The sequence below is a fragment of the Mucilaginibacter sp. P4_E8 genome (genome assembly GCF_056401495.1).
The window spans coordinates 169,980-194,901 of sequence record NZ_JBFUJG010000011.1 but is presented as its reverse complement, the minus strand read 5'-3'; the positions used below and the strand labels follow the sequence as shown (position 1 = coordinate 194,901).

At 41.4% G+C, this 24,922-nt stretch carries 20 protein-coding genes; 10 read left to right on the top strand and 10 right to left on the bottom strand.

Annotation, left to right across the window (positions count from 1 at the left end; translation table 11 throughout):
- Together AC1DRQ_RS07455 and AC1DRQ_RS07450 are read left to right on the top strand one after the other, a co-directional pair.
- Window positions 1-1,824, top strand: a 1,824-nt coding sequence (locus AC1DRQ_RS07455) for a family 20 glycosylhydrolase (RefSeq protein ID WP_477423300.1), incomplete at its 5' end; no start/stop codon positions are given.
- A gap of 16 nt (window positions 1,825-1,840) precedes the next feature.
- Complete coding sequence (locus AC1DRQ_RS07450; protein WP_429399430.1) at window positions 1,841-2,584, top strand: hypothetical protein; 744 nt, start codon at window positions 1,841-1,843, stop codon at window positions 2,582-2,584.
- 102 nt (window positions 2,585-2,686) lie between these two features.
- On the opposite strand, the gene AC1DRQ_RS07445 is transcribed toward AC1DRQ_RS07450, so the two are convergent.
- A complete protein-coding gene (locus tag AC1DRQ_RS07445; RefSeq protein ID WP_429399431.1) occupies window positions 2,687-3,682 on the bottom strand; it encodes an aldo/keto reductase in 996 nt (331 codons plus the stop codon).
- Between the two features lie 60 nt (window positions 3,683-3,742).
- Entirely contained in the window at window positions 3,743-4,462 is a 720-nt protein-coding gene (locus tag AC1DRQ_RS07440; RefSeq protein ID WP_477423297.1) for a DUF72 domain-containing protein, read from the bottom strand.
- 492 nt (window positions 4,463-4,954) lie between these two features.
- Between AC1DRQ_RS07440 and AC1DRQ_RS07435 the strand changes: the two genes are divergently transcribed.
- From AC1DRQ_RS07435 to AC1DRQ_RS07415, 5 genes are all read left to right on the top strand, one after another.
- The gene (locus AC1DRQ_RS07435) at window positions 4,955-7,003 is read left to right on the top strand and encodes a BatA domain-containing protein (RefSeq protein WP_477423295.1); all 2,049 of its coding nucleotides are present in this window, start codon (window positions 4,955-4,957) and stop codon (window positions 7,001-7,003) included.
- 27 nt (window positions 7,004-7,030) lie between these two features.
- Window positions 7,031-8,281, top strand: coding sequence for a dihydroorotase (locus tag AC1DRQ_RS07430; RefSeq protein WP_477423293.1), 1,251 nt, complete (start codon window positions 7,031-7,033; stop codon window positions 8,279-8,281).
- A 6-nt stretch (window positions 8,282-8,287) separates the two neighbouring features.
- A complete protein-coding gene (locus AC1DRQ_RS07425) occupies window positions 8,288-8,956 on the top strand; it encodes a hypothetical protein (protein ID WP_477423291.1) in 669 nt (222 codons plus the stop codon).
- Window positions 8,957-8,992: 36 nt separating this feature from the next.
- Complete coding sequence (locus AC1DRQ_RS07420; RefSeq protein WP_477423289.1) at window positions 8,993-9,589, top strand: DUF4199 domain-containing protein; 597 nt, start codon at window positions 8,993-8,995, stop codon at window positions 9,587-9,589.
- 156 nt (window positions 9,590-9,745) lie between these two features.
- Window positions 9,746-10,303: a DUF4199 domain-containing protein gene (locus AC1DRQ_RS07415; protein ID WP_477423287.1), complete on the top strand. Its 558-nt coding sequence runs from the start codon at window positions 9,746-9,748 to the stop codon at window positions 10,301-10,303.
- A 169-nt stretch (window positions 10,304-10,472) separates the two neighbouring features.
- Here AC1DRQ_RS07415 and AC1DRQ_RS07410 read toward each other — a convergent pair whose 3' ends face one another.
- The 7 genes from AC1DRQ_RS07410 to AC1DRQ_RS07380 all read right to left on the bottom strand — a co-directional run bounded on the left by AC1DRQ_RS07410 (window position 10,473) and on the right by AC1DRQ_RS07380 (window position 18,220).
- Window positions 10,473-10,922 (bottom strand): KTSC domain-containing protein, encoded by a 450-nt coding sequence (locus AC1DRQ_RS07410; RefSeq protein WP_429399438.1) that lies wholly within the window; start codon window positions 10,920-10,922, stop codon window positions 10,473-10,475.
- Between the two features lie 330 nt (window positions 10,923-11,252).
- Complete coding sequence (gene rseP, locus AC1DRQ_RS07405) at window positions 11,253-12,587, bottom strand: RIP metalloprotease RseP (RefSeq protein ID WP_477423285.1); 1,335 nt, start codon at window positions 12,585-12,587, stop codon at window positions 11,253-11,255.
- A 20-nt stretch (window positions 12,588-12,607) separates the two neighbouring features.
- Entirely contained in the window at window positions 12,608-13,795 is a 1,188-nt protein-coding gene (locus AC1DRQ_RS07400) for a 1-deoxy-D-xylulose-5-phosphate reductoisomerase (RefSeq protein ID WP_477423283.1), read from the bottom strand.
- A gap of 72 nt (window positions 13,796-13,867) precedes the next feature.
- Entirely contained in the window at window positions 13,868-15,373 is a 1,506-nt protein-coding gene (locus AC1DRQ_RS07395) for a GH3 auxin-responsive promoter family protein (protein ID WP_477423281.1), read from the bottom strand.
- Window positions 15,374-15,376: 3 nt separating this feature from the next.
- A complete protein-coding gene (locus AC1DRQ_RS07390) occupies window positions 15,377-16,105 on the bottom strand; it encodes a hypothetical protein (protein WP_477423279.1) in 729 nt (242 codons plus the stop codon).
- A 7-nt stretch (window positions 16,106-16,112) separates the two neighbouring features.
- The gene (locus tag AC1DRQ_RS07385) at window positions 16,113-17,081 is read right to left on the bottom strand and encodes a glycosyltransferase family 2 protein (protein WP_477423277.1); all 969 of its coding nucleotides are present in this window, start codon (window positions 17,079-17,081) and stop codon (window positions 16,113-16,115) included.
- 188 nt (window positions 17,082-17,269) lie between these two features.
- Window positions 17,270-18,220 carry a glycosyltransferase family 2 protein gene (locus AC1DRQ_RS07380; protein WP_429399444.1) on the bottom strand — a complete coding sequence of 317 codons (951 nt, stop codon included), beginning with the start codon at window positions 18,218-18,220 and terminating at the stop codon, window positions 17,270-17,272.
- A gap of 321 nt (window positions 18,221-18,541) precedes the next feature.
- Between AC1DRQ_RS07380 and AC1DRQ_RS07375 the strand changes: the two genes are divergently transcribed.
- Both AC1DRQ_RS07375 and AC1DRQ_RS07370 read left to right on the top strand, forming a co-directional pair.
- Window positions 18,542-21,145 carry a M1 family metallopeptidase gene (locus AC1DRQ_RS07375; RefSeq protein WP_477423274.1) on the top strand — a complete coding sequence of 868 codons (2,604 nt, stop codon included), beginning with the start codon at window positions 18,542-18,544 and terminating at the stop codon, window positions 21,143-21,145.
- Between the two features lie 70 nt (window positions 21,146-21,215).
- A complete protein-coding gene (locus AC1DRQ_RS07370) occupies window positions 21,216-22,229 on the top strand; it encodes an energy transducer TonB (RefSeq protein WP_477423272.1) in 1,014 nt (337 codons plus the stop codon).
- A 6-nt stretch (window positions 22,230-22,235) separates the two neighbouring features.
- Here the strand turns inward: AC1DRQ_RS07370 and AC1DRQ_RS07365 are convergent, their stop codons facing one another.
- Window positions 22,236-23,735: a malate:quinone oxidoreductase gene (locus AC1DRQ_RS07365; protein ID WP_477423271.1), complete on the bottom strand. Its 1,500-nt coding sequence runs from the start codon at window positions 23,733-23,735 to the stop codon at window positions 22,236-22,238.
- Between the two features lie 316 nt (window positions 23,736-24,051).
- On the opposite strand from AC1DRQ_RS07365, the gene AC1DRQ_RS07360 reads away from it, so the two are divergent.
- The gene (locus AC1DRQ_RS07360; RefSeq protein ID WP_429399447.1) at window positions 24,052-24,585 is read left to right on the top strand and encodes a hypothetical protein; all 534 of its coding nucleotides are present in this window, start codon (window positions 24,052-24,054) and stop codon (window positions 24,583-24,585) included.
- Window positions 24,586-24,922: the final 337 nt, after the last annotated feature.

Below are 24,922 nucleotides of genomic sequence, written 5' to 3'. Positions count from 1 at the left end.
GCAATGCTCGATGTTGGCCGTCACTTTTTTTCGGTAGAGATGGTTAAGAAATATATCGATCTTTTGGCGGCTTATAAACTCAATAACTTTCACTGGCATTTAACCGAAGACCAGGGCTGGCGCATCGAAATAAAAAAATATCCTAAGCTTACGCAGATAAGCAGCAAGCGGGCACAAACCTTAATTGGCGGTTACCGCGACCGTACCCCACAGCAATTTGATAATACACCTTACGGAGGTTTTTATACACAGGATCAGATTCGTGATGTGGTAAAATATGCTGCTGCCAGGTACATCAACATAATACCCGAAATTGAAATGCCGGGCCACTCACAAGCTGCTTTAGCTGCTTACCCAGAGCTAAGCTGCGACCCATCTCAAACTTATAAAGTTGCCGAAACATGGGGCGTTTTTAAAGATATCTACTGCCCGTCCGAAAAAACATTTGCCTTTTTACAGGATGTGTTAACTGAGGTAATGGAACTTTTTCCGAGTAAATATATCCATATAGGTGGCGATGAAGCACCTAAGGATGCCTGGAAAAACTCGGCGTTTTGCCAGCAGCTTATCAAAAAATTAAAACTAAAGGATGAGCATGAGCTGCAAAGCTACTTTATACAGCGCATGGAGAAATTTTTAAACTCTAAAGGGCGCAATATCATTGGCTGGGACGAGATATTAGAAGGTGGCCTTGCACCCAATGCAACAGTAATGAGCTGGCGTGGCGAAGAGGGCGGTATTGCAGCTGCCCAGCAAAAACATAACGTGATCATGACACCTGGCAGCGCAGGTTTGTACATTGATCATGGTCAGGGTAAACCAAGCCAGGAGCCATTAAGTATTGGTGGAAACGAACCTTTGTCAAAAATATACAGCTATAACCCAACGCCAGCTGTTTTAACGCCTGAACAGCAAAAATACATAGAAGGCGTACAGGCTAACTTGTGGACAGAGTATGTGCCTACTGATGCAAAAGTGGAATATATGCTGCTGCCCCGCCTGATGGCCCTGTCAGAAGTGGCATGGTCGCCGTTGGCTAATAAGAATTTTAAGGATTTTTCAGAAACCCGCCTGCCTGGTCAGTTAGCCTGGCTTGATAAAAACAATATCAACTACCGTGTACCAACGGCCATAGGTGCTAAAGATACGGTGATGATAGGTAGTCAGTTAGATGTTACCTTGAAACCATCTGTTGAGGGTGCCAAAATTTATTACACCATTGATGGTTATACCCCCCGCGAAACCGATCTGGCCTATACTATACCATTAAGCTTCACCATTCCGCAGGATCAATACCGCGAGCTGCAGACAATTGTGATAACTCCATCAGGTAAAAGAAGCGCAGTAACACGTACCGTAGTTTATAATAAAGCGCCTTTTGCAGCCGTTAACTATACAGGATCGGCCACAGGGGTAAAATACCAATTATTTACAGGTACATTCACATCAACAAATCAATTAAGTAACCAGGCAGCTACTGATAGTGGTATAGTTAAAACTTTTAACACTGCTGATTATCGGAAAAGTAAAGGTAAATTTGGTATAGTTTACACCGGCTATATTAATATTGATGCTGATGGTAATTACGGGTTTTCAACCCTGTCAGGTAATGGATCTGTTTTACTGATTGATGATCAACCGGTAGTTGATAATGATGGCAAACATGCCGTTACCGAACAGGATGGCGCTGTACCTTTACTAAAAGGCTATCACCGGTTTACTTTAAAATATGTTGATGCAGGCGGTCCGGCTGCATTAAAGGTATTTATAAACGCTCCGGGCAAGCAAAAGGCCGAACTAACAGCCGACACGCTTTATAATTAATACGACATAAAATATAATGGTTAACAGATTTTATCTTTTAGTGTTATTAATAGGTACTGTTGCAGCCATTGCCGGTTGCAACAGTAACGAAACAAAAACGGCCGCGGCACCAACTGCTAAAAAACCTGAACCTATGGCTCCTTTCAGGTTTCATAAGCTGATAGAAGTTTCGCCGGGACAAAGCTATGATGTATTGAGCTGGGGCCGTGGTGCTGTTGATGCAGGGTCGTTTATGATCTTACATTCTGATTCATCGGCTATAAAGTATACCACCACTACAGGCGACCTGGATGGCGTTATTGTTGACGCGTTTAACGCCGATATGGATGTGGATGGCAACCCCGAAATATTGATACAGGCCAAATCAAAAGATACCACCAACTACGCCAGTATTTATGCCTTTGAGTTCAATAACAACAAGGCCAATAAGCTTGATTTTCCCCGGCTTAATAATTCGCAGCGTAAAGGATATCGTGGTAATGATAATTTTTACATTAGGGATGGAAAATTTATGCGCGAGTTTCCTATTTATAGCGGCAGTGGTAAAGATGCCAAACCAACAGGAGCAAAACGCCAGTTGGAATATAGCTTGAGAAGCAACGAGTTCACCGTAAAGCAACTGAGCAAAGATTCGACTGATGTGGCGGATAACACCCAGGCAAAGCAAAATCAGGATAATAAAACCACTGTTCAGAAATCAGAAAAGAAAAGCAGCTCTTCAAAATCAAGCAAGAAGAAACGCAGAAGGAACAGAGATTAATTGTCTGAACCTTGATTCATCGGATTTTAGGATTACCGTGATTTGATTTTATTTAATAAAGCATTAAAAATCACGGTAATCCTTTAATCATAGTTCAGAAACTTATCCAACAATTTCCAGATCGCTCAGTTGATTGTTTATAAACTCCATTTCCTCGCCGTTAACATGTATCTGAATAGCCTTGGCATTTTGTTTAGCTTGTTCGGCATTGCGGGCACCAACCAGTGCAACGGTAATTCCAGGGTGGTTAATGGTCCAGCGGATCACTAATTGGCTCAGGGTAGCATTCTTTTCATCAGCCAGTGGTTTTATTTTAGCGAGGAACTCATTGGTACGTTTAATGTTCTCATCCTTAAAATATTTATTGGCGGCACGGTGATCGCCATCGCCAAACTGGTGCCCGGGCTTTATTTTACCGGTAAGCAGGCCACGCTCTAACGGACTATAAGCCAGTATCGATTTTTTATTCTCGATGGAATAAGGGATCAGCTCATCTTCAATAGCGCGGTTCACCATGCTAAAAGGCACTTGATTTGATGCCAGTTTAATAGTTTTCTCGGCCAGCCCCATCTGCTTTACATCATAATTGCTTACACCGGCTTCGCGTATTTTACCCTGTTCTTTCAGGCGCAGTATGGCTTCCATAGTTTCTTCAATAGGTGTGGTGTTATCGGGCCAATGAATCTGGTACAGATCAATATAATCTGTACCCAGGCGTTTAAGACTGTTCTCGCATTCCAGGATGATGCTTTCCTTACCGGCATATTTGTAAACATCAATGTCTTTGCCGTTGTTGTCCTGGCTCTTAAAAAAGAAATCGCCTTTTGCCAGGTCCCAGCGCATACCAAACTTGGTTAATATTTGCACCTTATCGCGTGGCAGGCCTTTAATGGCCTGGCCAACAAGTTCCTCGCTTTTGCCCTGGCCGTAAATTGGCGCGGTATCAATAGAGGTAACACCGAGGTCATAAGAAGCCCGCATGGCTTCGATAGCTTCTTTATCGTCATTGCCGCCCCACATCCAGCCACCCGCTGCCCACGCCCCAAAAGTTATTGCCGAAACGGTAAGTTTTGTTTCTCCTAATCGTCTGAATTCCATAGTTAAATAAGTGGTTTAAAAATCAGCGGTAAAATGTGTTTAATTGTTGGAATTAAAAAATTATTTGATGCACGATATCATATCTTTTGCATTATATACACCAACCGCATCATAATCATTATTAAAATAAAACCAACCCTCAGTGGTTTTGGGATTTTGCTTTACAGCATCGATCACCTTTTGCAAGAAGTGCTTGGAATATGGCGACCGATATAATACTGGCACCCCATGAAAACGGTAGTAAACAACAGGTGTGTTCTGTATCACATCATCGGGCAGGGCGGGATGGCTCATGCCGCAAAAGGTAATGTTATGTTTGGCCAGCTTTTGGTAAACATCACTGTTCCACCAGCTTACATGGCGCAGCTCCAGTACGTTTTTAAATGATGGATTGAGGTTGTTGATAATGCGCTCCAGTCTTTCATCGTCATAACTAAAGCTTGGGGGCAACTGGAACAGTACGGGCCCCAGTTTTTCCTGCAGACCATTGTTAATGGTATCATAAAAACTGGTGATCAGATCGTTAGTATCATTAAACTTTTTGTAGTGGGTAATTGCCCTTGGCGCCTTTACCGCGAAACGAAAATCTGCCGGACTTTTACCATACCAGGTCTGCAAAAACGAAAGCTGCGGAAAACGGTAAAAAGTAACATTCAGTTCCAGGGTTTTAAAATGTTCGCAATAAAAGTCGAACCACTTGCGCTGCGGCAAACCCTCGGGGTAAAACTTTCCTTTCCAATCCTTATAATGAAATCCCGAACAACCGATATGCCAATCCATTTGTTATTGTTTTATGGATAATAAAGGTTGCAGGGGAAGTTTTTGTTTGAGAAAGCCTAATAATGCTTTGCCCAAGCGTGTAATTGTACGAAAGCAAGAAGCCCCCTCTAAAGAGAGCAATAGCCCATCATATACAGAAGGGTAGCCCACTACGGGGCACACCAAATTTTTACAATTATTTTCTACAAATATGTAGTCCCTACGGGACATGAAATACAGCCACATTTGCAGCTTAAATTATTGCTCTATGTCCCGTAGGGACTACATATTTGTAGAAATAGAACCAAAAGGTTTTTTGCCCCGTTAGGGGCTACACCTCTTGAATTAGTACAGATACTGTCTTTTCATTGGCTATTACTCTGTGGAGAGGGTTGGGTGAGGCTTTCTTGCAATTATGCGTTTCATTTGCACATTTGTAACATCACATTTGAAATCTGCACATCTAAAATAAAATCCGCACATTTGTATATCTACCCATTGCACTAATAAAATATGCATTTTATATATCCTGCCTTTTTATTTGCATTACTCACGTTAGCTATCCCGGTTATCATCCATTTATTCAACTTTCGCAAGTTTCAGAAAGTGAATTTTAGCAATGTGCAGTTTTTAAAGGAGATCCAGGATCAGCAGGCATCACGCCGAAATTTAAAGGAAAGGCTTATCCTGGCTGCAAGATTGTTGGCATTGCTTTTTCTGATATTGGCATTTGCCCGGCCATATCTATCCGGTCAGGATACGGGTAATGCGGGCAGGCAAAATGCAGTGAGTGTTTTTGTTGATAACTCTTACTCCATGCAAGCCCTTAACCGCGAGGGCTCATTATTGGATGATGCCAAGCAAAAGGCTAAGGAAATTGCATCAGCTTATAATATCAATGATCGTTTTCAACTGCTTACGCAGGATTTTGAGGGAAAGCATCAGCGTTTACTAAGCCGCGATGAATTTAATGACGCGGTTGACCAGGTAAAGATCAGTCCTCAAAGCCGCAATTTGCAGCAGATCATCAGCCGGCAGCAAAATCTGCTAAATACACAGCCGGGGGCTATAAAATCGGTTTATATTATTTCTGATCTTCAAAAAAATATGGCCTCTAAGTCGTTGAAAGCAGATAGTAGCATAGCCATTAGTTTAATACAGCTTAAAGCCGGTAACCTGCCCAACGTAGCGGTTGATTCGGTATGGCTACTAAGCGCGGTGCACCGCCCCGGCGAAAGCGAAAAACTGGTAGTGCGCCTGCACAATTATGCCGGTGAAAAGGCTGATAAGATCCCGCTTAAAGTATTAATAAACGGTGCCCAAAAAGCGTTGGGCAGTTATAGTATCCCGGCGCGTTCTGTACAGAATGATACACTTTCATTTATGGGTTTGCAGGCCGGCTGGCAGCAGGGCCTTGTTGAGTTGCAGGACAACCCGGTTACATTTGATAATAAGTTTTATTTTAGTTTTAATGTAAGCCAGCAAATGCCGGTATTGCTGATTGATGGCGGTATACCCAATCCATATTTAAAAGCTGTTTTCGCTTCTGATCCATTTTTTGCCGCCAGCCGTGTGCCCGATGGTAATGTTGATTACGCAGGCTTCAACAGTTTGYCCATAGTGGTTATGAGCGATGTTAAAGCTATATCAACAGGGCTGGCCCAGCAGTTAAAAACCTATGTTGCCAAAGGAGGTAAGTTGGTTGTTTTTCCATCTGCCGATGCCGACCTGGCGAATTACCGCGCATTTCTGCAACCCATGAATGCTGCCTGGCCCGAAAAATTAGTGACCGAGGCTACCAAAGTATCTTCCCTGAACAGGCAAAGCCCGGTATTTAAAAACGTGTTTGAAAGTTTCCCTGAAAACCCGGATCTGCCGGTGGTTAAAAAATACTTCCAGTTAAGCCCATCGCGCGGCGGGCAGGATAACCTGATGCAATTAACCGGAGGGCAATCTTTTTGGGCGGGCTACACCAGTGGCAGGGGTAAGGTTTACGTTTCTGCTGTTCCGCTTAATGAGGAATACAGTAATTTGCCGCGGCACGCCCTTTTTGTTCCCATATTACTTAGGATAGCCTTGCTAAGCGGGCATGACCTGCCGTTGTTTTATACCCTTGGCGAAGACGAAACTTTAGAGATCCCGCCGGTTCAGATCACCGAAAAACAATTGCTTAAGCTGGTTAAAGGTGATCAAAGCACCATCCCCGATGTTAGGCAGCAGGAGGGAAGTACGCTTTTATACCTGTCAGATCAGCTGCACGAAACCGGTATTTATTCCTTAAAAAAACAGGATAGCACCCTGGCTTCGCTCGCCTTTAACGATAACAGGAGCGAATCAGACATGAGTTATTTGAGCCAGGCTGCACTCAGGGAATTAATGCCAAAGTCAACCACCTTATTAACAGGTGGTAATGCTTCATTAAAAGGTATTGTTACCGAAACAAATTTTGGCACACAATTATGGAAACTTTGTATAATTTTGGCATTGATTTTTCTTGCAGCCGAAATTTTGCTTATCAGGTATTTTAAGCCCGGTAAACAAACTATAAAGCAACCCGTTTAATCAACACAAATCCTTAAAGCAGTGCTAATGAATTTGCTTATCAAATCTGCCACCATTCTTGATCCCGGATCACCTTTTCATCAACAAGTTGCTGATATTTTAATTGAAAACGGAATTATCGCCCGCATTGCTGAAGATATTGAAGCCGACGCCGAGCTGGTAGATGCCGAAGGTAAATATGTATCGCCGGGTTTTTTTGATCTTAACTGCAACATAGGCGAGCTGGGGCTGGAAACCAAAGAGGATATGCACTCAGGTACCAGGGCTGCCGCGGCCGGCGGGTTTACTGGTGTAGCGCTGATGCCAAACACTGTTCCTCCGGTACATTCCAAAGCCGAAATTGAATACCTGCTTAACCGGGCAAAAAATAACCTGGTTGATGTATATCCTTTGGGAGCCATATCGCATAAGCGCGAGGGTAAGGACCTGGCCGAAATGTATGACATGTACCTGAGCGGCGCCAAAGCGTTTACTGATGGTAATCGTCCTGTACAGGATGCCGGCCTGATGGAACGCGCCCTGCTGTATGCCCAGGGTTTTGACGCGCTGGTGTTTTCGTACCCCGAAGATACAGCCATAGCAGGCAAGGCCAAAGTAAATGAGGGCGAGATCAGCACACTGTTAGGCATGAAGGGTATCCCGTCACTGGCCGAAGAGCTCATGATAGCACGCGATCTTTACCTGGCCGAATACACGGTTTCAAAAATACATTTCAGTACCATATCAACTGCCCGCTCGGTAGAACTGATCCGCGAGGCCAAGCGTAAAGGACTGGAGGTTACCTGCGATGTAGCGGCCCACCACCTGGTACTTACAGACGAAGCCCTGATGGGCTTTGATAGCATGTATAAGGTAAAACCCCCGCTGCGCACCAAAGATGATGTTACCGCGTTAATTAAAGGCCTTAAAGATGGTACCATTGACGCTATAGTAAGCCAGCATACACCACACGAAGTTGAATTTAAAGATGTGGAATTTGAAGTGGCCGAGTATGGTATAGTGGGTTTGCAAACAGCCCTGGCGCTGGCCCTAAGGTCGGGTTTACCGGTGGAGATGCTGGTTGATAAACTGGCCATCAATCCCCGCGAGATACTGGGTGTTGCCGTACCCGTTATTGCCGAGGGTGAACAGGCTAACCTGGTGCTTTTTGATACGGATGCGGAATGGGAATATACCGGCAAAAACAACCGTTCAAAATCTATTAATTCGCCGTTCATTGGGCATAACTTAAAGGGTAAAGTGTTACTAACATATAATAATCAACAAATTTTTAAATAGAAAATCATGATCGATCCAAAAATAGAAACCGCCTTTGAAGCCGCTTTAGAGGCTTTTTCTAAATATAACAGCTTTGATGCTACTAAACTTAACAATGATTTTGGTGAAATTTTTGCATCAGACGAAGACTTTTTAACCAAGGTTGATGCCTTGGACGAAGTGTTTGACAATAACCCCGCGGTTGACTCCCTGCGCGAGGTGTTTTTTGATTTGCTGATGATCAATTTTTTTAGCGCTGATGTTAAAAAGCTGGAAGAGGATTACCTGGATACACAGGAATGGGAAGATATTGAAGAGCAAACCCTTGACCGTGGTACCGAACTATTGAACTTGCTCCTATACTTGAATGAGTGCGAGGATGAAGAAATTGAACCGGAATTAGAGGATTACCTGAAAGAATTTTTACTGGTTGATGAAGATGAGTTTCAGGACRAATACCGTATTTATGAACCGGTAATTGCTAATCAGATATTAATTGAAAGCCCGTTGGCCGAGATCAGCAAGGTGGCTCAAAGTCTGCCTGATGATTCGGAATTGAAAGAGTTGTTTTATCCCATGATGTGCTTTTTTCAGCACATTGACCCGTCTGTGGAAACAAAAAATGAAATTGCCGCTCATGCGTTGAATAAGGAATTTGACATGGCTGTGCTTGATATATTGGTTAATTTTAAATAACACTTAGCCGATATACTAACCTAATTAATAGTACACATGATTGAAAATACGGATCAACAGATAAGGAAAAAAGCCATTCCAAATGGGGTTGTATTAGGCATAGCTTTATCTATATTTAGTATATGTTCATTTTACTTCATGATATCAATGGGAGCATCGGTAGTATTAATGACGAGCGCTCCGGTATTTTTTTCGCTCATATTACCCTTAGCCGCGGCCGCCTTATTATGTTTTAACCTGCGGAAAAGGATAGGCGGGTACTGGAGTTTTAAACAGGCAGCTACCGGGATATTCGTTATGTTTATTGTAGCTTTTGTTGTGCAATTTTTATTGCGCGATTTGCTTTTTGCCAAAGTTATAGAACCAAATATGATGCAAAAAACAGAAACAGCTATGGTTAATTCTGTAAGCACCTATTTGCATAGCACCAAGGTTAGCCAGGAAAATATTGATAAGAAAATTGCTGATATTAAAAAAGAGTTTGATACACAAAAGGATCTGTCAATAGGCAAGCAGATACAGGGCTTAGGTTTTAACATCATTTTTATGTTTGTTTTTGCTGTGATCTTTGCTGCAATGTTTAAAAAGGAGAGGCCGGTATATAATCCGGGCATTAATGATCCAGCTGTTTAAAGCAGATAACCAATTTTATCATGAGCGGCCTTTTTATATTGAAAAGGCCGCTTTTGTTTTAAGGGTTTATAAATATTTATTTACATTGAATAAGAAGTTTGATACGAGGTATTAAAATATTAGTTAATTTTAAATAAATCATAAACAACCTTAATCATGGAAATAAAAAAAGTAAGTCCGTCGCAACCCGCACTTAAATGGGCATTAATTKGCCTGGTTACCTCAATAGTGGTTACATACGCTTTTCAGTTCCTTAACGTTGATCCCAATTCGCCTGTTAAATACCTCAATTTACTGCCTTTTATAGCTTTCCTGTTTTTAACACAAAAAGAATATAAGGATTTGCTTGGCGGTTACATGACCTTTGGAGAAGGGTTTCTGTCGGGTTTTTTATATGCCGTTTTCGTAGGCGTATTATCGGCGATATTTACTTACGTGTACTATGCCATATTAAGTCCCGAAATGATTGATAAAACACTTGCAGTCTCTCAGTCAAAAATGGTTGAGCAGGGATTATCCCAGGAACAGATAGATAAAGCAATGGAGATAAGTCATAAATATTTCGCAGTTATTGGCACAGTGGTGGCTCTTTTTGGTTCTGCAATTATGGGAGTTATAATTGCCCTTATTGGCGCCGCTATATTTAAAAAAGAACGTTCGCCGCTTGATGTACCTGATACGGAATATCAGGCACCAGATGAACCTGCTGTTTAGGGCAGGTATAAAAAAAAGCGGCCTTCCATTTGAAAGGCCGCTTTGGTCTTTATAGAGCAAATAACAATTAACTATGTTTGTCATCCTGAACTTGTTTCAGGATCTCACCTGAAAAGTTGATCAACATGTGGGATGCCGAAACAAGTTCGGCATGACTTTAAAGTTACACTTACGCGGTAGCAGCCAGTCTGTTCACACTTCTGTAAACGTAGTCGCTATAAATATGCCTGCGGGCAAATCTGCCCGGCGAATCGGCATTGATCAGCTTTACATAAACCGCCTTCGGTACATCAAAATATTCGTAGGTATTGCCATCGGCAAAAGTTATTTTCAGTACCTGCGATTTGTATTCAAAATCGGCAATGCTTGAAGTAGTAGTAGTAATGGTATATTCTGCAAACGACTGGTTCCGGGTTTCGGGAGCAATGCTTACCAAAAAGTGATAGGCTTCAATAATGGTTTTGCTTTTTTCTTCGGCCTCCAGTTTGCTTTCAGGACTATCCTGAAATTTATCGGGGTGCCAGGTTTTCATTAAACTCCTGTAAGTAGTCTTTAATTCCTGCAGTTCGGCAGCTTCATTTACGCCCAAAAGTTTCCTGTAATCGACAATTTTTTTCATTGTATTAATTTGTGTTTTTTTATTGTCGTTGAAGGGTTAGCAAATGAATATGTGCTTTTTCAAGAAAATAATTTTGCAAAGGTACGCTTTTTCAGGTAGAAAAAATCAGGCTGGGTGAAGTTAAGGTAAAGTGGGGGTTATGAAATGATTTTTTGGCGATAGACTCACCCGATCTGCGCTTCGCTGGATCACCCTCTCTCCGCCATCGGCGCAAAGAGGATAATAAGAATGACCACCGATTTAAGCGGTGAGTTCTTGAATTTGTGAAAACAAAGCAGCCCCGGGAAAACTAATCCCGGGGCTGCATATATCTTAGCTAAAAAAAAGAAACTACTTCTTCATTACCTGTTTTACAATATCGTTACCAAAAACAAATACCATCAGGGTAACCAATATCACAAAACCAACTATTTGGGCGCGCTCTAAAAACTTATCGCTTAACGGCTTGCCCTTTATCATTTCAATAATTAAGAACACAGCATGACCGCCATCAAGTGCAGGGATAGGCAACAGGTTCATGAGGGCAAGTACCATTGATAAAAAGCCTACCAGGCTCCAAAAGTGAACCCAGTCAACATGGCTGCCAAACAGGTTGGCAATAGCAACAGGACCGCTTACTGCTTTGCTAAACTTAACATCGCCCTTAAATATTTTACCCAGGCCTTTGGCGTTATCGGTAAAGGTGCCCCAGGCCCTTGATGCGCCAATTGGGAGTGAACCAAAAAAACCGTAGTTAATGGTCTTTATTTCCGGCAAATCGTTTTTAGACTGAAAAAAACCTAACGTACCATCAGCTCTTATTTGTGTTTTTATAGCAATGGAATTACCATTACGTTTTATAGTAAGGTCTACCAGTTTACCTTTCTCTTTTTGAAGTTCGGCCTTTAACTCATCATAAAAAGCGATGGGTTTGCCGTTAATGGCAACAATACTGTCGCCTTTAGCTAAACCCGCTTTTTGCGCGTTACTGTTTGGGGCCAGCGAATCAACCACAAATTTTGAACGGGGCAACCTGCTGATAAACTCTTCTATTCCATGATCAGAAAGATCATTCAGTATGGTACGCGGAATAGTAACACTTACTGTTTCGGCGCCACGTTGTATGGTGAAAACGGTGTTTTCAAGCAATACTTTCGGGCTGGTTAAATCATCAAAACGTTCAACCGGCTTACCGTTAATGGCAACAATCTTATCGCCGGCCACCAAACCTATTTTTTTACCTACTTCGCCAGGTACAATGCCGTATTTAGCGCTTGAATTAGGGATATAGCTTTCGCCAAGACAAATGGTAAGTATCCAGAATATCAATATACCTAAAATGATGTTTACCGTAACACCACCAAGCATTACAATTAAACGCTGCCAGGCTGGTTTTGAACGAAACTCCCAGGGTTGCGGCGGACCGGCAAGCTGATCAGTATCCATTGATTCATCAATCATACCGGCAATTTTAACGTAGCCACCTAAAGGCAACCAGCCAATACCATATTCAACACCTTTATATGTAAACTTAAACAGGCTTATGTTCCAGGCATCAAAAAACAGGTAGAATTTCTCCACCTTAATGCCAAAAGCACGTGCTGCCAAAAAGTGTCCCAACTCGTGCAGGATTATTAAAATTGAAAGGCCCAGTAGCAACTGGCCAACCATTATCACTATACTCATTATCTACGTTTATGTATATTTTAAAGTTGTATTGCCTTTAACGGCAATTGTTGTATTAAATTTTGCGCAAAGATGCGTGTTTCTTTATCAGTATTCAAATAGTCGGATAAGGTTGGTTGTGCTATGTAGTTTATTTGCTGCATACATTCTTCAATCACGTTGCTCATGGCCAAAAAGCCGATAGTGTGATTTAAAAAACCCGCAACAGCTACCTCATTAGCGGCATTTATAATGCATGGCATATTGCCGCCTTGCTTTAACGCCGCGAATGCTAAACTAAGATTACGAAAAGTATCCAGATCTGGTTTTTCGAACGTTAAATTAGGATAATCTGTAAAGTTAAAGCGTTTAAAGTTAGTTTGTATACGATGCGGATAAGTTAATGCATATTGAATAGGCAGCTTCATATCAGGCAGGCCCATTTGCGCCTTGATGGAGCCATCCCTAAACTGTACCAGGGAATGAACAATAGATTGCGGATGAACGATCACTTCAACCTGGTCGGCCTCTACACCAAACAACCATTTGGCCTCAATTACCTCCAAGCCTTTGTTCATGAGCGATGCCGAATCAATGGTGATCTTGGCACCCATTACCCAGTTGGGGTGTTTCAGGGCATCCTCACGGGTTACGTTAGCCAGGAAATCAATATTACGACCGCGGAAGGGGCCACCGGAGGCAGTAATAATAAGTTTTTCAATGGGGTTGGCTTCCTCACCGGCAAGGCATTGAAATATTGCTGAATGTTCTGAGTCGACCGGTAAAATTTTAACCCCATGCTGTTTGGCCAGGGCTGTTATCAGTTCGCCGGCCACAACCAAAGTTTCTTTATTGGCTAACGCTATAGTTTTACCAGCTTTAATGGCAGCAATGGTAGGCTCAAGCCCCGCAAAGCCAACCATGGCGGTAAGCACCATGGCAATGTCGGGATGGGTTATGGTATCAATAATAGCCTGGTGCCCGGCAAGTACTTTTACCGGCAGGTGTGCCAGCGCGGCTTTAACTTCCAGGTATTTGCTTTGATCACATATAATGGCATACTCTGGCTCAAATTCAATAGCCTGATTAATGAGCAGATCGGCATTGGAATGTGCAGTAAGCAAAAATGCCCTGAACAAATTGCTGTTGTTCCTTACCACTTCAAGTGTTTGCGTTCCTATACTGCCTGTAGAGCCAAGAATGGCAATGTTTTTTGTATGATTAGTCAATGATGGTCCTGTTTCAATTAATCATTAAGATGAACGCAGCGTTTGCAGCTTGTTATCTTAACAATGTCAAAGTTACTTATTATTAGCGTATTCCTTTAATTCGTCTGCAATCTTCCTGTCGTTGGCCAGTCTTGGCACTTTATTTTGCCCCCCAAGTTTACCCTGCGAACGCATATAATTTATAAACGCGTCCTTTTGCAGGCTTTGGATGATCAAAGGTTGCAAAATGTTACCTTCAATGAGGTCAAAGTAGTAAATATTTTTCTTTTGCAGCGCTTTATCTACTTTAAGTGCGAAAGCTTTCAGATCGGCCGGGGCCGAGCCAAACTCAATAAACCATTCATGGTAGGGTAGTTGCCCGGCCGGCGGATTAACCTGCGGGGCAACGGTGAATTCCACTACATCAACACCTTCTTCCCTTGCTACGCTCATTAATGATTGTTCTACTTCTTCGCCAATAACATGCTCGCCAAAGGCCGAGATATAGTGCTTGATTCTGCCGGTTACTACGATCTTATAGGGATCTTTTGATACAAATTTAATGGTGTCACCCAGGCTATAGCCCCATAAACCCGCGCTGGTGTTCATGATGAGGGCATAGTTTTTATCCAGTTCCACATCTTTGATATTGATACGGGTAGGGTGCTCATTAAAATATTCTTCGGATGGGATAAACTCATAAAATACACCAGAATCAACCAGTAGCAATAATCCTTTTTCTTTTTGCGAATCCTGGAAGGCGATGAAACCTTCGGATGCCGGGTAGGTCTCGATGGAGTCGATCTTTGCACCAATACTTTCTTCCATGCGGGCACGATAGGGTTCGTAATTTACACCGCCATGCACAAACAGTTTAAAATTGGGGAATATGTCTTTAACTTTTTTGCCCCCGGCTTTGGCCGATAGTCTGTCGAAATACATCTGGCACCAGGGTGGTATGCCCGATATGAGGCGCATGTCCTGGTTAAAAGTTTCCTCTACAATGGCATCAACCTTTTGCTCCCAGTCTTCAATGCAATTTACCTCGTAACTGGGCAGACGGTTTTTTTGTAAATAGGCCGGCACATGGTGGGCAACAATGCCCGATAGCCTGCCTATTGATACACCTGCCTTAACGGATAGCACAGGGCTGCCCTGTAAAAATATCATTTTACCATCCACAAAATCAGCATTGCCAGTTTCATGAATATAGCTGAGCAGGGCATTGCGCGCGGCTTTAATATGTTCGGGCATGCTCTCTTTGGATATAGGAATATATTTTACGCCCGATGTAGTGCCCGACGTTTTGGCCAGATAAGCCGGTTTGCCAGGCCACAGCACATTCTCTTCGCCATTTACAACGCGGTCAATATAAGGGCGCAGGTCCTCGTAATCATGTATGGGGACATTTTTCTTAAAATCGTCATAGTTGTTGATCTGTGCAAAATGGTGTGCCTTGCCAAAGTCGGTATCCCTGGCGGCATGAACAAGATCAGTAAAGGTTTTTTGCTGCAGCGATACCGCGTTTTTCCGTACCTGGTTAAGCTCCCGGTTCACCAGGGCTGCAAACACTTTGCTTAATGCAGATTTTAATCCCATTGGCTAATAAGTTTCGGCAATATCATCATCTACATCCTTGTGGCTATAAACTAATTTACGGTAAGTAACAGCCAATATAATATTTACAAACGGATAGGTAAACAGTATAGCAATTGATATTACCGGATAAGTTTGAGCAAGTTTTGCGGGTAAAGCTATTAGCACTAATATGATGACTAATATAATCAAAACTTTAAAAAAGTAGCCTTTAGTAAGCTGAAAGCTTTGTTTAAGCGATTCCAGCGGACCGGAGCGGTCGTCGACAATAAATGTATTAAAAAACATTATTCTTAATAACAGAAACAATCCAAGTATAATGGCGATGCTTATTGCTGCCAATTGTATATTAGGATAGGCGTCAAGTTTATCAATAATGATACGACTGTTTGTTAAAACAAAGGCAAGTATAAAAACCACGGCTATGTAACTAACAACCATTTTAAAAGTGGGCAATACCTGTTTATATTCAAATTCATAATATTCACTGTCAATTACAGTAAATATCAATTTATATAGCCCCAGGGTTGTATAGGCTTGTACAAATATCAGTAACATAGAAACCAGCATTTCACCAATAAACTCTTCGCTTGGAATAAGAAATTGAATTAAAAGAGCCAATATGCTAAGCAGGAAAAACGATATTGCCGAATAAACAATAATGGTTACAAAATTTTTCTTAAAAATATTCCATGCAGTTTTAATAGTTTCCGCAACAGAAAAGGGGTGGTACATAGGTTATTTATGATCTGTTAAAAATTACTCGCTTCCAAAAATCCTGCATAAATCCTAACCCGTAGGCAATAAGTTGGGTGAAGGCGGCAATAATGCTCAAAAATGCAATTTTTGCCGATTTGTTTTTCCACCACGCGTGAAAAAATATTAACAAAATAATTAATGCCAATATAAAGTTACCTAATTGGGCTATTTGCCAATTTAATAAATTAAAAACAATAGTACCCAGAATGAACAAAGTAAATGCAGCCGGAAAAAAATGTACCAGCTTTAATTGTTCAGGGAAAAATTTGTAAATGTTAATACGCGCTCTGCCAAAAAAATGAAGCTGTTTGTAAAACTGTAAAAAATTGGTGCGCCTTTTATGATAAACTATGGCATCAGGTATCAACCCTATTTTAAAACCCAGGGAGTGGATGCGGATGCTGTATTCAATGTCTTCGCCCAGGCGGGTAATGATAAATCCACCGGCTTTTTCCCATACCTGTCTTGATACACCCATATTAAAACTGCGCGGATGAAACTGCCCTATAGCTTTTTTATTGCCGCGTATGCCCCCGGTTGTAAAAGGGGAGGTCATGGAGTAGCTGATAGCCTTTTGTGTGGGCGTAAATGACGCGTGGGCACCATCAGGGCCGCCATAGGCATCAAGATAATTGGTGGCTAATGAATTATTTACTATCTCCAGGTAATTGGCGGGGATAAGGCAATCAGAATCAAAGATTATAAAATAATCGCCTTTGGCCCGCTCAAAACCATAGTTGCGGGTAAAGCCCTGGCCTTCGTTTGATTTTTTAAAATAACGAACGTTAAGCCGGTCTGTAAAGCTGTTTACAATAGTTTCGGCATCATGAACAGAACCATCTTCAATTACCAAAACCTCAAACTGCTTATAAGTTTGCAGTGTAAGGGTTTCCAGCAGTTCTTTGATTTCCTGCGGCCGGTTGTATAAAGGAATGATGATGGAAAAAACCATGTTGTTAAATGTGCAGATATGCAAATGTGCAGATTTCAGATGTGCAAATATGCAGATGAAAATTTGGATGTGAAGATTTCAAATGTGCAAATATTCATTTTTTTTGATAATTTATAACTCCTTATAATCTCTCATCTTTACATTAACAATTCTTTCATTTGCACATCCGCACATTTGAAATCTGCACATCAGAGTGTCTCCTCTACCTGATAATTATTACGTTCGTTTGCGTTTCTTGATACCAGTTCGGCAACAAAACCGGTTAAAAATAACTGCGAACCTAAAATTATGGCTACTAAGGCTATATAAAATAATGGGTTTGCTGTTATATCCCTGTATTTTTCGTTATGGGCTATCAGGTAAAGTTTTTCGCAAATGATCCAAATAGCGATTACTAAACCAGCAAAAAAGCTAAGTGTACCCATAGTGCCAAAAAAGTGCATGGGGCGCTTGCCAAATTTGCCTACAAAAAATATGGAAAGGAGGTCTAAGAAACCATTTACAAAGCGGCTCATGCCAAACTTGGTTTTGCCGTATTTACGGGCGCGGTGCTCAACCACCTGTTCACCAATTTTGGTAAAGCCTGCCCACTTGGCCAGTACGGGTATATAACGGTGCATTTCGCCGTAAACCTCAATGTTTTTTACTACGGTTTTGCGGTAAGCTTTTAAACCGCAGTTAAAATCATGCAGATTATTAATACCACTCATTTTGCGTGTAGCGGCATTAAATAATTTAGTGGGTATGGTTTTACTCAGCGGATCATACCGTTTAGCTTTCCAGCCCGATATGAGGTCGTAATTTTCTTCGGTGATGCGGCGGTAAAGCTCCGGGATCTCATCGGGGCTGTCCTGCAGATCGGCATCCATGGTGATAATAACATTACCGTTTGCAGCCGCGAACCCAGTGTTCAGCGCTGCCGATTTGCCATAATTGCGCCTGAATTTAATGCCTTTAATAAAAGGATTATTTAGCTGCAGTTTCCTGATCATTTCCCATGAACCGTCCTTGCTGCCATCATCAATAAGTATGATCTCGTAGGTAAAACGATGTTCATCCATTACCTTGCTTATCCATGAGGTTAACTCAGGCAATGATTCTATTTCGTCATAAAGCGGTACTACTACTGATATATCCATTTATTAGGAATGTGATGCCGGGCGATGGTTTTATGCGCTCTTAATCATCCGCAAAAATATAAAAAATAGGTAATGATTATAGTAGGATAAAAGAGAAAGGCTTTTTAAGGCAAGAGGATGTATGTAAAAATGGGATTATTCATCAGATCTATACTTATTATTTTTTGTCTCTAATCTTCTATCCTTTCTCTTTTTATCATTCCTCTTTTGTTCTTTCTGTAACAATAATAATATGTTAAAATATGTTATATGATCGTTATCACCTATTTGCATAGGTATAATTTTAATATATTGGCGTTCATAATAAATCGGGAGAGATTCATGAAGTTTTATAAAATAACGCTTTTTATCCTGTTGTGCGTTTATACGTGCACAGGATATGGGCAAAGTGCTGATCAAACCGGTGCAAAATATGATCAGCATAAGGTATTTAATCCGCTTTTTTATCCTGAAAAAGGCAACGAGTTTAGAAATGCCGGTGGTGCACCAGGTTCAAAATACTGGCAAAACCGTGCTGATTATAAGCTGAATATTACATTGGATACCGCAAAGCACCGGGTTGATGGCACAGCTTTGATCACTTATACCAATAACAGTCCTGACGCGCTGCCTTTTTTATGGTTACAGGTAGAGCAGAATATTTATAAGGAAGACTCCCGTGCCGAGGCTACCAGCCCCATAACCGGCGGACGGTTTAGCAATAAATCATATACCAAAGGCGATGAAATAAAGGCCATTTATGTAACAAAGAATGGCAAAACCGAAAAAGCTGATTATTTAGTGACCGATACCCGCCTGCAAATAAAACTGAAAGATTCATTAAAAGCAGGTGGCAGCAAGCTGCAGATAAAAATTGAGTATGGATTTGACATTCCACAGTATGGAACCGACCGTATGGGACGCTTACTCACTAAAAATGGCTGGATATACGAAATGGCACAATGGTATCCGCGTATGGAGGTTTATGACGATGTAACGGGATGGAACACCCTGCCGTATCTTGGCGCAGGTGAATTTTACCTGGAGTATGGTAATTTTGATTATACTATTACCGCGCCATCGAGCTTAGTTGTGGTTGGCTCAGGCGAGCTGCTTAATCCCAATGAGGTGTATTCGCCCACAACTTTAAGCCGTTTGGCCGAGGCCCGTAAAAGTGATAAAACAGTCACGATAAAAGATTCGACCGATATTTTACGGGGCAATGATCGCCCTAAAAAACCGGTGCTTACCTGGCATTTTGTTTGTAAAAATGCACGCGATGTGGCCTGGGCTGCATCAAAAGCATTTATATGGGATGCCGCCCGTATAAATTTACCCAGCGGCAAAAAGGCCCTCGCGCAATCGGTTTATCCGGTTGAGAGTAAGGGTAACGCGGGTTGGGGGAGATCAACCGAATATGTAAAAGGTGCAATTGAACTGTATTCGAACCAATGGTTTGAGTACACTTACCCGGTGGCTACCAATGTAGCAGGTACAGTTGGCGGTATGGAATACCCGGGGATTGTTTTTTGCGGTTCAGAAAATAAGACGGGAGAATTGTGGGAAGTTACCAATCATGAGTTTGGGCATAACTGGTTCCCGATGATTGTAGGATCAAACGAACGCAAATATGCCTGGATGGACGAAGGCTTTAACACTTTTTTAAATAATGTAGATACCAAAGTGTTTAATAAAGGCGAGTATTATGTAAAGCCTGATGAGCAAAAGGCGGCGCCCGGGTTGTTTAATCAGGATGCTGAACCCATTATGACCATACCTGATGTTTTGCAGGCCGAATTTTTAGGCGTGGCGGCTTATGAAAAACCGGCATTGGGCCTAACCATTTTACGCGAACAAATACTTGGTGAGCAACGTTTTGATTATGCCTTTAAAACCTATATTAAACGGTGGGCATTTAAACACCCCACACCATGGGACTTTTTTCATACCATGGATAACGCCGCAGGCGAAGATCTGAGCTGGTTTTGGAATGAGTGGTTCTTTACTACCTGGAAGCTTGATCAGGGGATAAGGGATATTACCTATCCTAATGGTGATGCCACAAAAGGGGCGCTCATTACCCTGGAGAACCAGGAAGAAATGGCGCTGCCGGTAGCCATTTTGATCAAAGAAGAAAACGGTAAAACAGCTACAGTAAAGCTGCCTGTTGAAATATGGCAGCGCGGCGGTGTTTGGACTTTCCCCTATAAATCTACCTCAAGAATTGTTTTGGCTACTATTGACCCCGATCATCTTTTACCGGATATAAATCCCGAAAATAATTCATTTAGTGGTTTGCCTATACCTAAAGGCATTACGGCAGCCAGCATAATTAAAACTTATATTGATGATATTGGCGGGGCCGAAAAATTAAAAAATATCAAGGATCTGCAAATTTCATCAACCAGTATAGTGCAGGGGTCCGAAGTGCAAATGGTAACCCGTTACAGGACTCCAGATATGTTTTTTCAGCAAACAACTGTGCCGTCATATAATAACCTTATAGTGAATCATGTTTTAATAAATGGCGAAAATATGAGCGCCCAGCAGCTTAACAGGGAAATTACTTTGGACGATGTAAGTAAAAAAATAATGAAGGTTAAGAGCAAACCATTCCCTGAGCTCGATTATGAAAAAAATGGTTATGCCTTAGAGCTTGATTCAGCACTAAAAATTGTGAACGGCGATCTGGCTTATGAAATTGATGTAAACATTGCCGATGGGGCCAGAATAAAGAACTTTTACAACCAAAAGACCGGCTTAAAGGTAAAACAAGTAATAGAGGGCCCTATAAGTTCGGTAACTGAATGGAGTAATTACGAAGGTATAACCGGAGGTATCAAAATCCCGTTTTCGATCAAAACAACTTTACTGGGGCAGCCTGCTGAGTTTAAGGTTAAAGAAACGGCGGTAAATAATAATATATCGGCCACTTTGTTTCAGTAGGTATTTGGCCAATTTGCTATATTTAAAGCGGAAACGGTAATAAATTGTCTCCGCTTTTTTTATATTGTTTATGACCAAAACCTTACTCGCATTTATTTTATGTGCTATGATTAGCCATACCGCTTATTCAAAAACCGATACTACTTTGTATTACATGAAAACTGTACCTGCTTTTTATGAATCAAATCCTCTCGAAACAGGTGTTCCTGTCGAAAAAAAGGAAGATGCCGATTTTATAAGAGCTGTGATATCACCAGATAAAACAGATGGTCTTTATGATGTAAATGACTATTATTTGAGCGGGAAATTAAAAGCCATGGGAAAATCAGAATCATCAAATTATGATGTAAAGTTAGAGGGGCCGAGCATTGGATTTTCTGAAAACGGGCATAAAAAAAGGATTTGTACTTTTCGTGATGGCATATACGTAGATTATATTGTAGACTATTTCCCCAATGGCCGGATGAATACTACAAAAACCATCATTAAAAATTTGGATATGAAAAAGAATGCCGGGGGACCATTTGTATTTTTGAAGGATTGCCTGGATTCGGCAGGAAATGTTTTAACAGAAAATGGTAACGGAAAATGGATTGAGTATCATGACGATTTTAAGACCCCTTTTGCAGAGGGTATGGTAACTAATGGTTTTGCTAATGGTGAATGGCACGGTAAGCTTAACGATACTGTAAAGTATATATGTAATTACACCAATGGTCAATTAAAAGAAGGAAAAAGTTATAGTATTTCAGGTAAGGAGTACCCTTTTAGTGAAATATTTGTTGCACCTGAATTTAAAGGAGGACTGAACCTGTTTGGTGCATTTTTAGGCAGAACTCTTAGATATCCTACAGATGCGATAAATAAAAAAATACAAGGCAGAGTTCACGTGAGATTTATTGTTGAAAAAGATGGTTCATTATCAGTTATCCGGGTTGTTAAAAGTGTTTATCCAAGTATTGATAATGAAGCATTAAATGCAATTTATAACTCCCCTAACTGGACGCCATGTTACATATATGGTATAATTTCAAGAATTACCTATACTGTACCAATCAGTTTTACACTGGTGCACGATAATTAAATTAACTTAATCTAATCCCAGCGCCTTGCTTGTCCTTGCCCTGGTAGCTTCGCTTAAAACTTCGTCATTGGCTAATGACTGACCGTATGACGGGATCATTTGCTTTAATTTTTGTTGCCAACCGTTGGTTTTGATATGGCTTTTAAAGCAGCGCTCAATGAGGTGTACCATGATAGGCACTGATGTTGACGCGCCCGGCGAAGCGCCAAGCAGTGCCGAAATGCTGCCATCGGCAGATGTTACTACTTCGGTACCAAACTCCAGTACACCACCATGTTTGGCGTCTTTCTTTATAACCTGTACGCGCTGACCGGCTATATCAAGCGTCCAGTCGTTTTGGTTTGCTGTTGGCAGATACTCTTGCAGGGCTTTTAAACGGTCTGTGGGCGATTGTAATACCTGGCTGATGAGGTATTTGGTTAGCGCCATATTATCGCGCCCTACGGCAAGCAGCGGGCCTATGTTATTCAGTTTTATAGAGCAGAACAGATCAAGCAGCGAACCCCTCTTTAAAAAACGGGTAGAGAAGCCGGCATAAGGCCCAAAAAGCAATTCTCTTTTGCCATTGATCATGCGGGTATCCAAATGCGGTACCGACATTGGCGGCGAACCAACCGAAGCCTTACCATAAACTTTAGCCTCATGTCGTTTTATTACATCGGGGTTATTGCACACCAGCCATTGCCCGCTTACCGGGAAACCGCCAAAACCTTTACTTTCGGCAATGCCCGATTTTTGAAGCAGCGGCAAAGCGCCACCACCCGCACCAACAAAAACAAATTTTGCGTTAAGTTTTCTTTTTTGCCCGTTTGTTTTGTCTTTTACGGTTACCAGCCAGCTGCCATCCTGATTGCGTTTAAGGTTCCTTACATCATGATTGAGGTGCAGGCTAACGCCTTGTTTTTGTTTTAACTGATCAAACAGGCTGCTGGTTAAACTGCCAAAATTTACATCGGTACCCATATCCATGAATGTGGCCGATACCTTTTCGTTCTCATCGCGCCCCTCCATTACCAGGGGTATCCATTTTTGGATCTGTGTACGATCTTCTGAGTACTCCATCCCTTTAAAAAAGTGATGTTTGGTAAGGGCCTGCTGGCGCTTTTTTAGGTAATTTACATTTTCGGGCCCCCAAACAAAGCTCATGTGCGGTACTTTGCGAATAAAGCTTTGTGGCGATGGGATATATTTTTGCTCGATAAGATAAGTCCAAAACTCTTTGGTGGTTTCAAACTGTTCGGCAATTTTTATGGCTTTTTTTATTTCAACAGTGCCATCAGGAAGTTCGGGGGTATAATTTAGTTCGCAAAAAGCGGAGTGGCCTGTACCTGCATTGTTCATGGCGGCCGAACTTTCTGAGGCTATAACATCAAGTCGTTCAAAAATTTCAATGGTTAAATCGGGTTGAAGCTCTTTAAGCATTACTCCCAGTGTAGCGCTCATGATACCAGCACCTATTAAAACTACATCAACCGTTGTTCCTGAAACTTTATCGCTTTTAGTCATCTTAGTATAATACCTGTAAAGGTATGTTTCAAATTAAATTATACCAGGTATAACCTGATTTTTGCAAAATTGTTATGCTGATTAAGTCCTGCCGGCTTGTTTAATTGCAGGGTAAAATTAAATCAGACAATTTTAAGGAATTTTTAGAGAAAAGCCGTCTTTTCCTGTCCGTTAAATGCAATAAAAACCATGTTTAAATTTAGATAGCCATGATTTTGCTAATAACGGATGATGAAATGTAATTTATGGTGCGATAACACAAAAAGCTTTAAATACTGTATACTGTATATAGAATAAAATATAGTATAAGTGTAATATGAGTGTGTTAAAATTAAATTCCTGCTTTTGTGTTTTAATCATAGCGTTATGTGCCTGTGGTAATTCCAAATCAAAGCCCGTATCAAATGATATTTCAAAAACCACGGTGCAGGTAGCCGGTAAAAAAGATAGTGTGATCAATAACCCGCAAAAAAACTATGGTACAGCTACCGTTGCCGATCCCTGTGTAAAATGCCTGTTACAGGTGATACAGACCAGTAAAAGCTACAAAGAAAAAACCGCATCAGTCTTACCCCAAAATATAACTTATACAGTTAACTGGATCAGGGCATCTGCACCGGCCGAACCTGCAAACAACAGTAAAGTAACTAATGGATTAAAAGTTGATGTAAGGCAAAATGAGGATGGTGAAGAAAAAAAGTTGTGCGCATATGTTTACAACAACGAAAACGGCTCCATGTATTTACTCAATAACGAAAATAAATACCAGCAGGAAGTATCGAGCGTAACACCAGCCATCCTTAAAAAGATCAGGAACAGTTGCTATTGGGGTGTAGCGTCGGGGAAGTGAGTTGCGTGTTGCGTGTTGCGTGTTGCGTGTTGCGTGTTGCGTGTTGCGTGTAAAATGACAAACAATTTAGTCAAAAAAATCAAAGCAATCAAACAAATCACCCTAATCAACGGTCAAGAATCATGGTAATCCTTTAATCGTGCGAATCAAGGTTCAGACAAAATCAACGAAATCACATCAATCACTTCAATCAACGGTCAAAATCCTGATAATCCTTTAATCCCATAAATCCAGGTTCAGACAAATGGTTCAGACAAAAATCAGCGAAATCGCACCAATCACCTAAATCAACGGTCAAAAAAATAGCGATGAGTTTAAACCCATCGCTATACAAGTA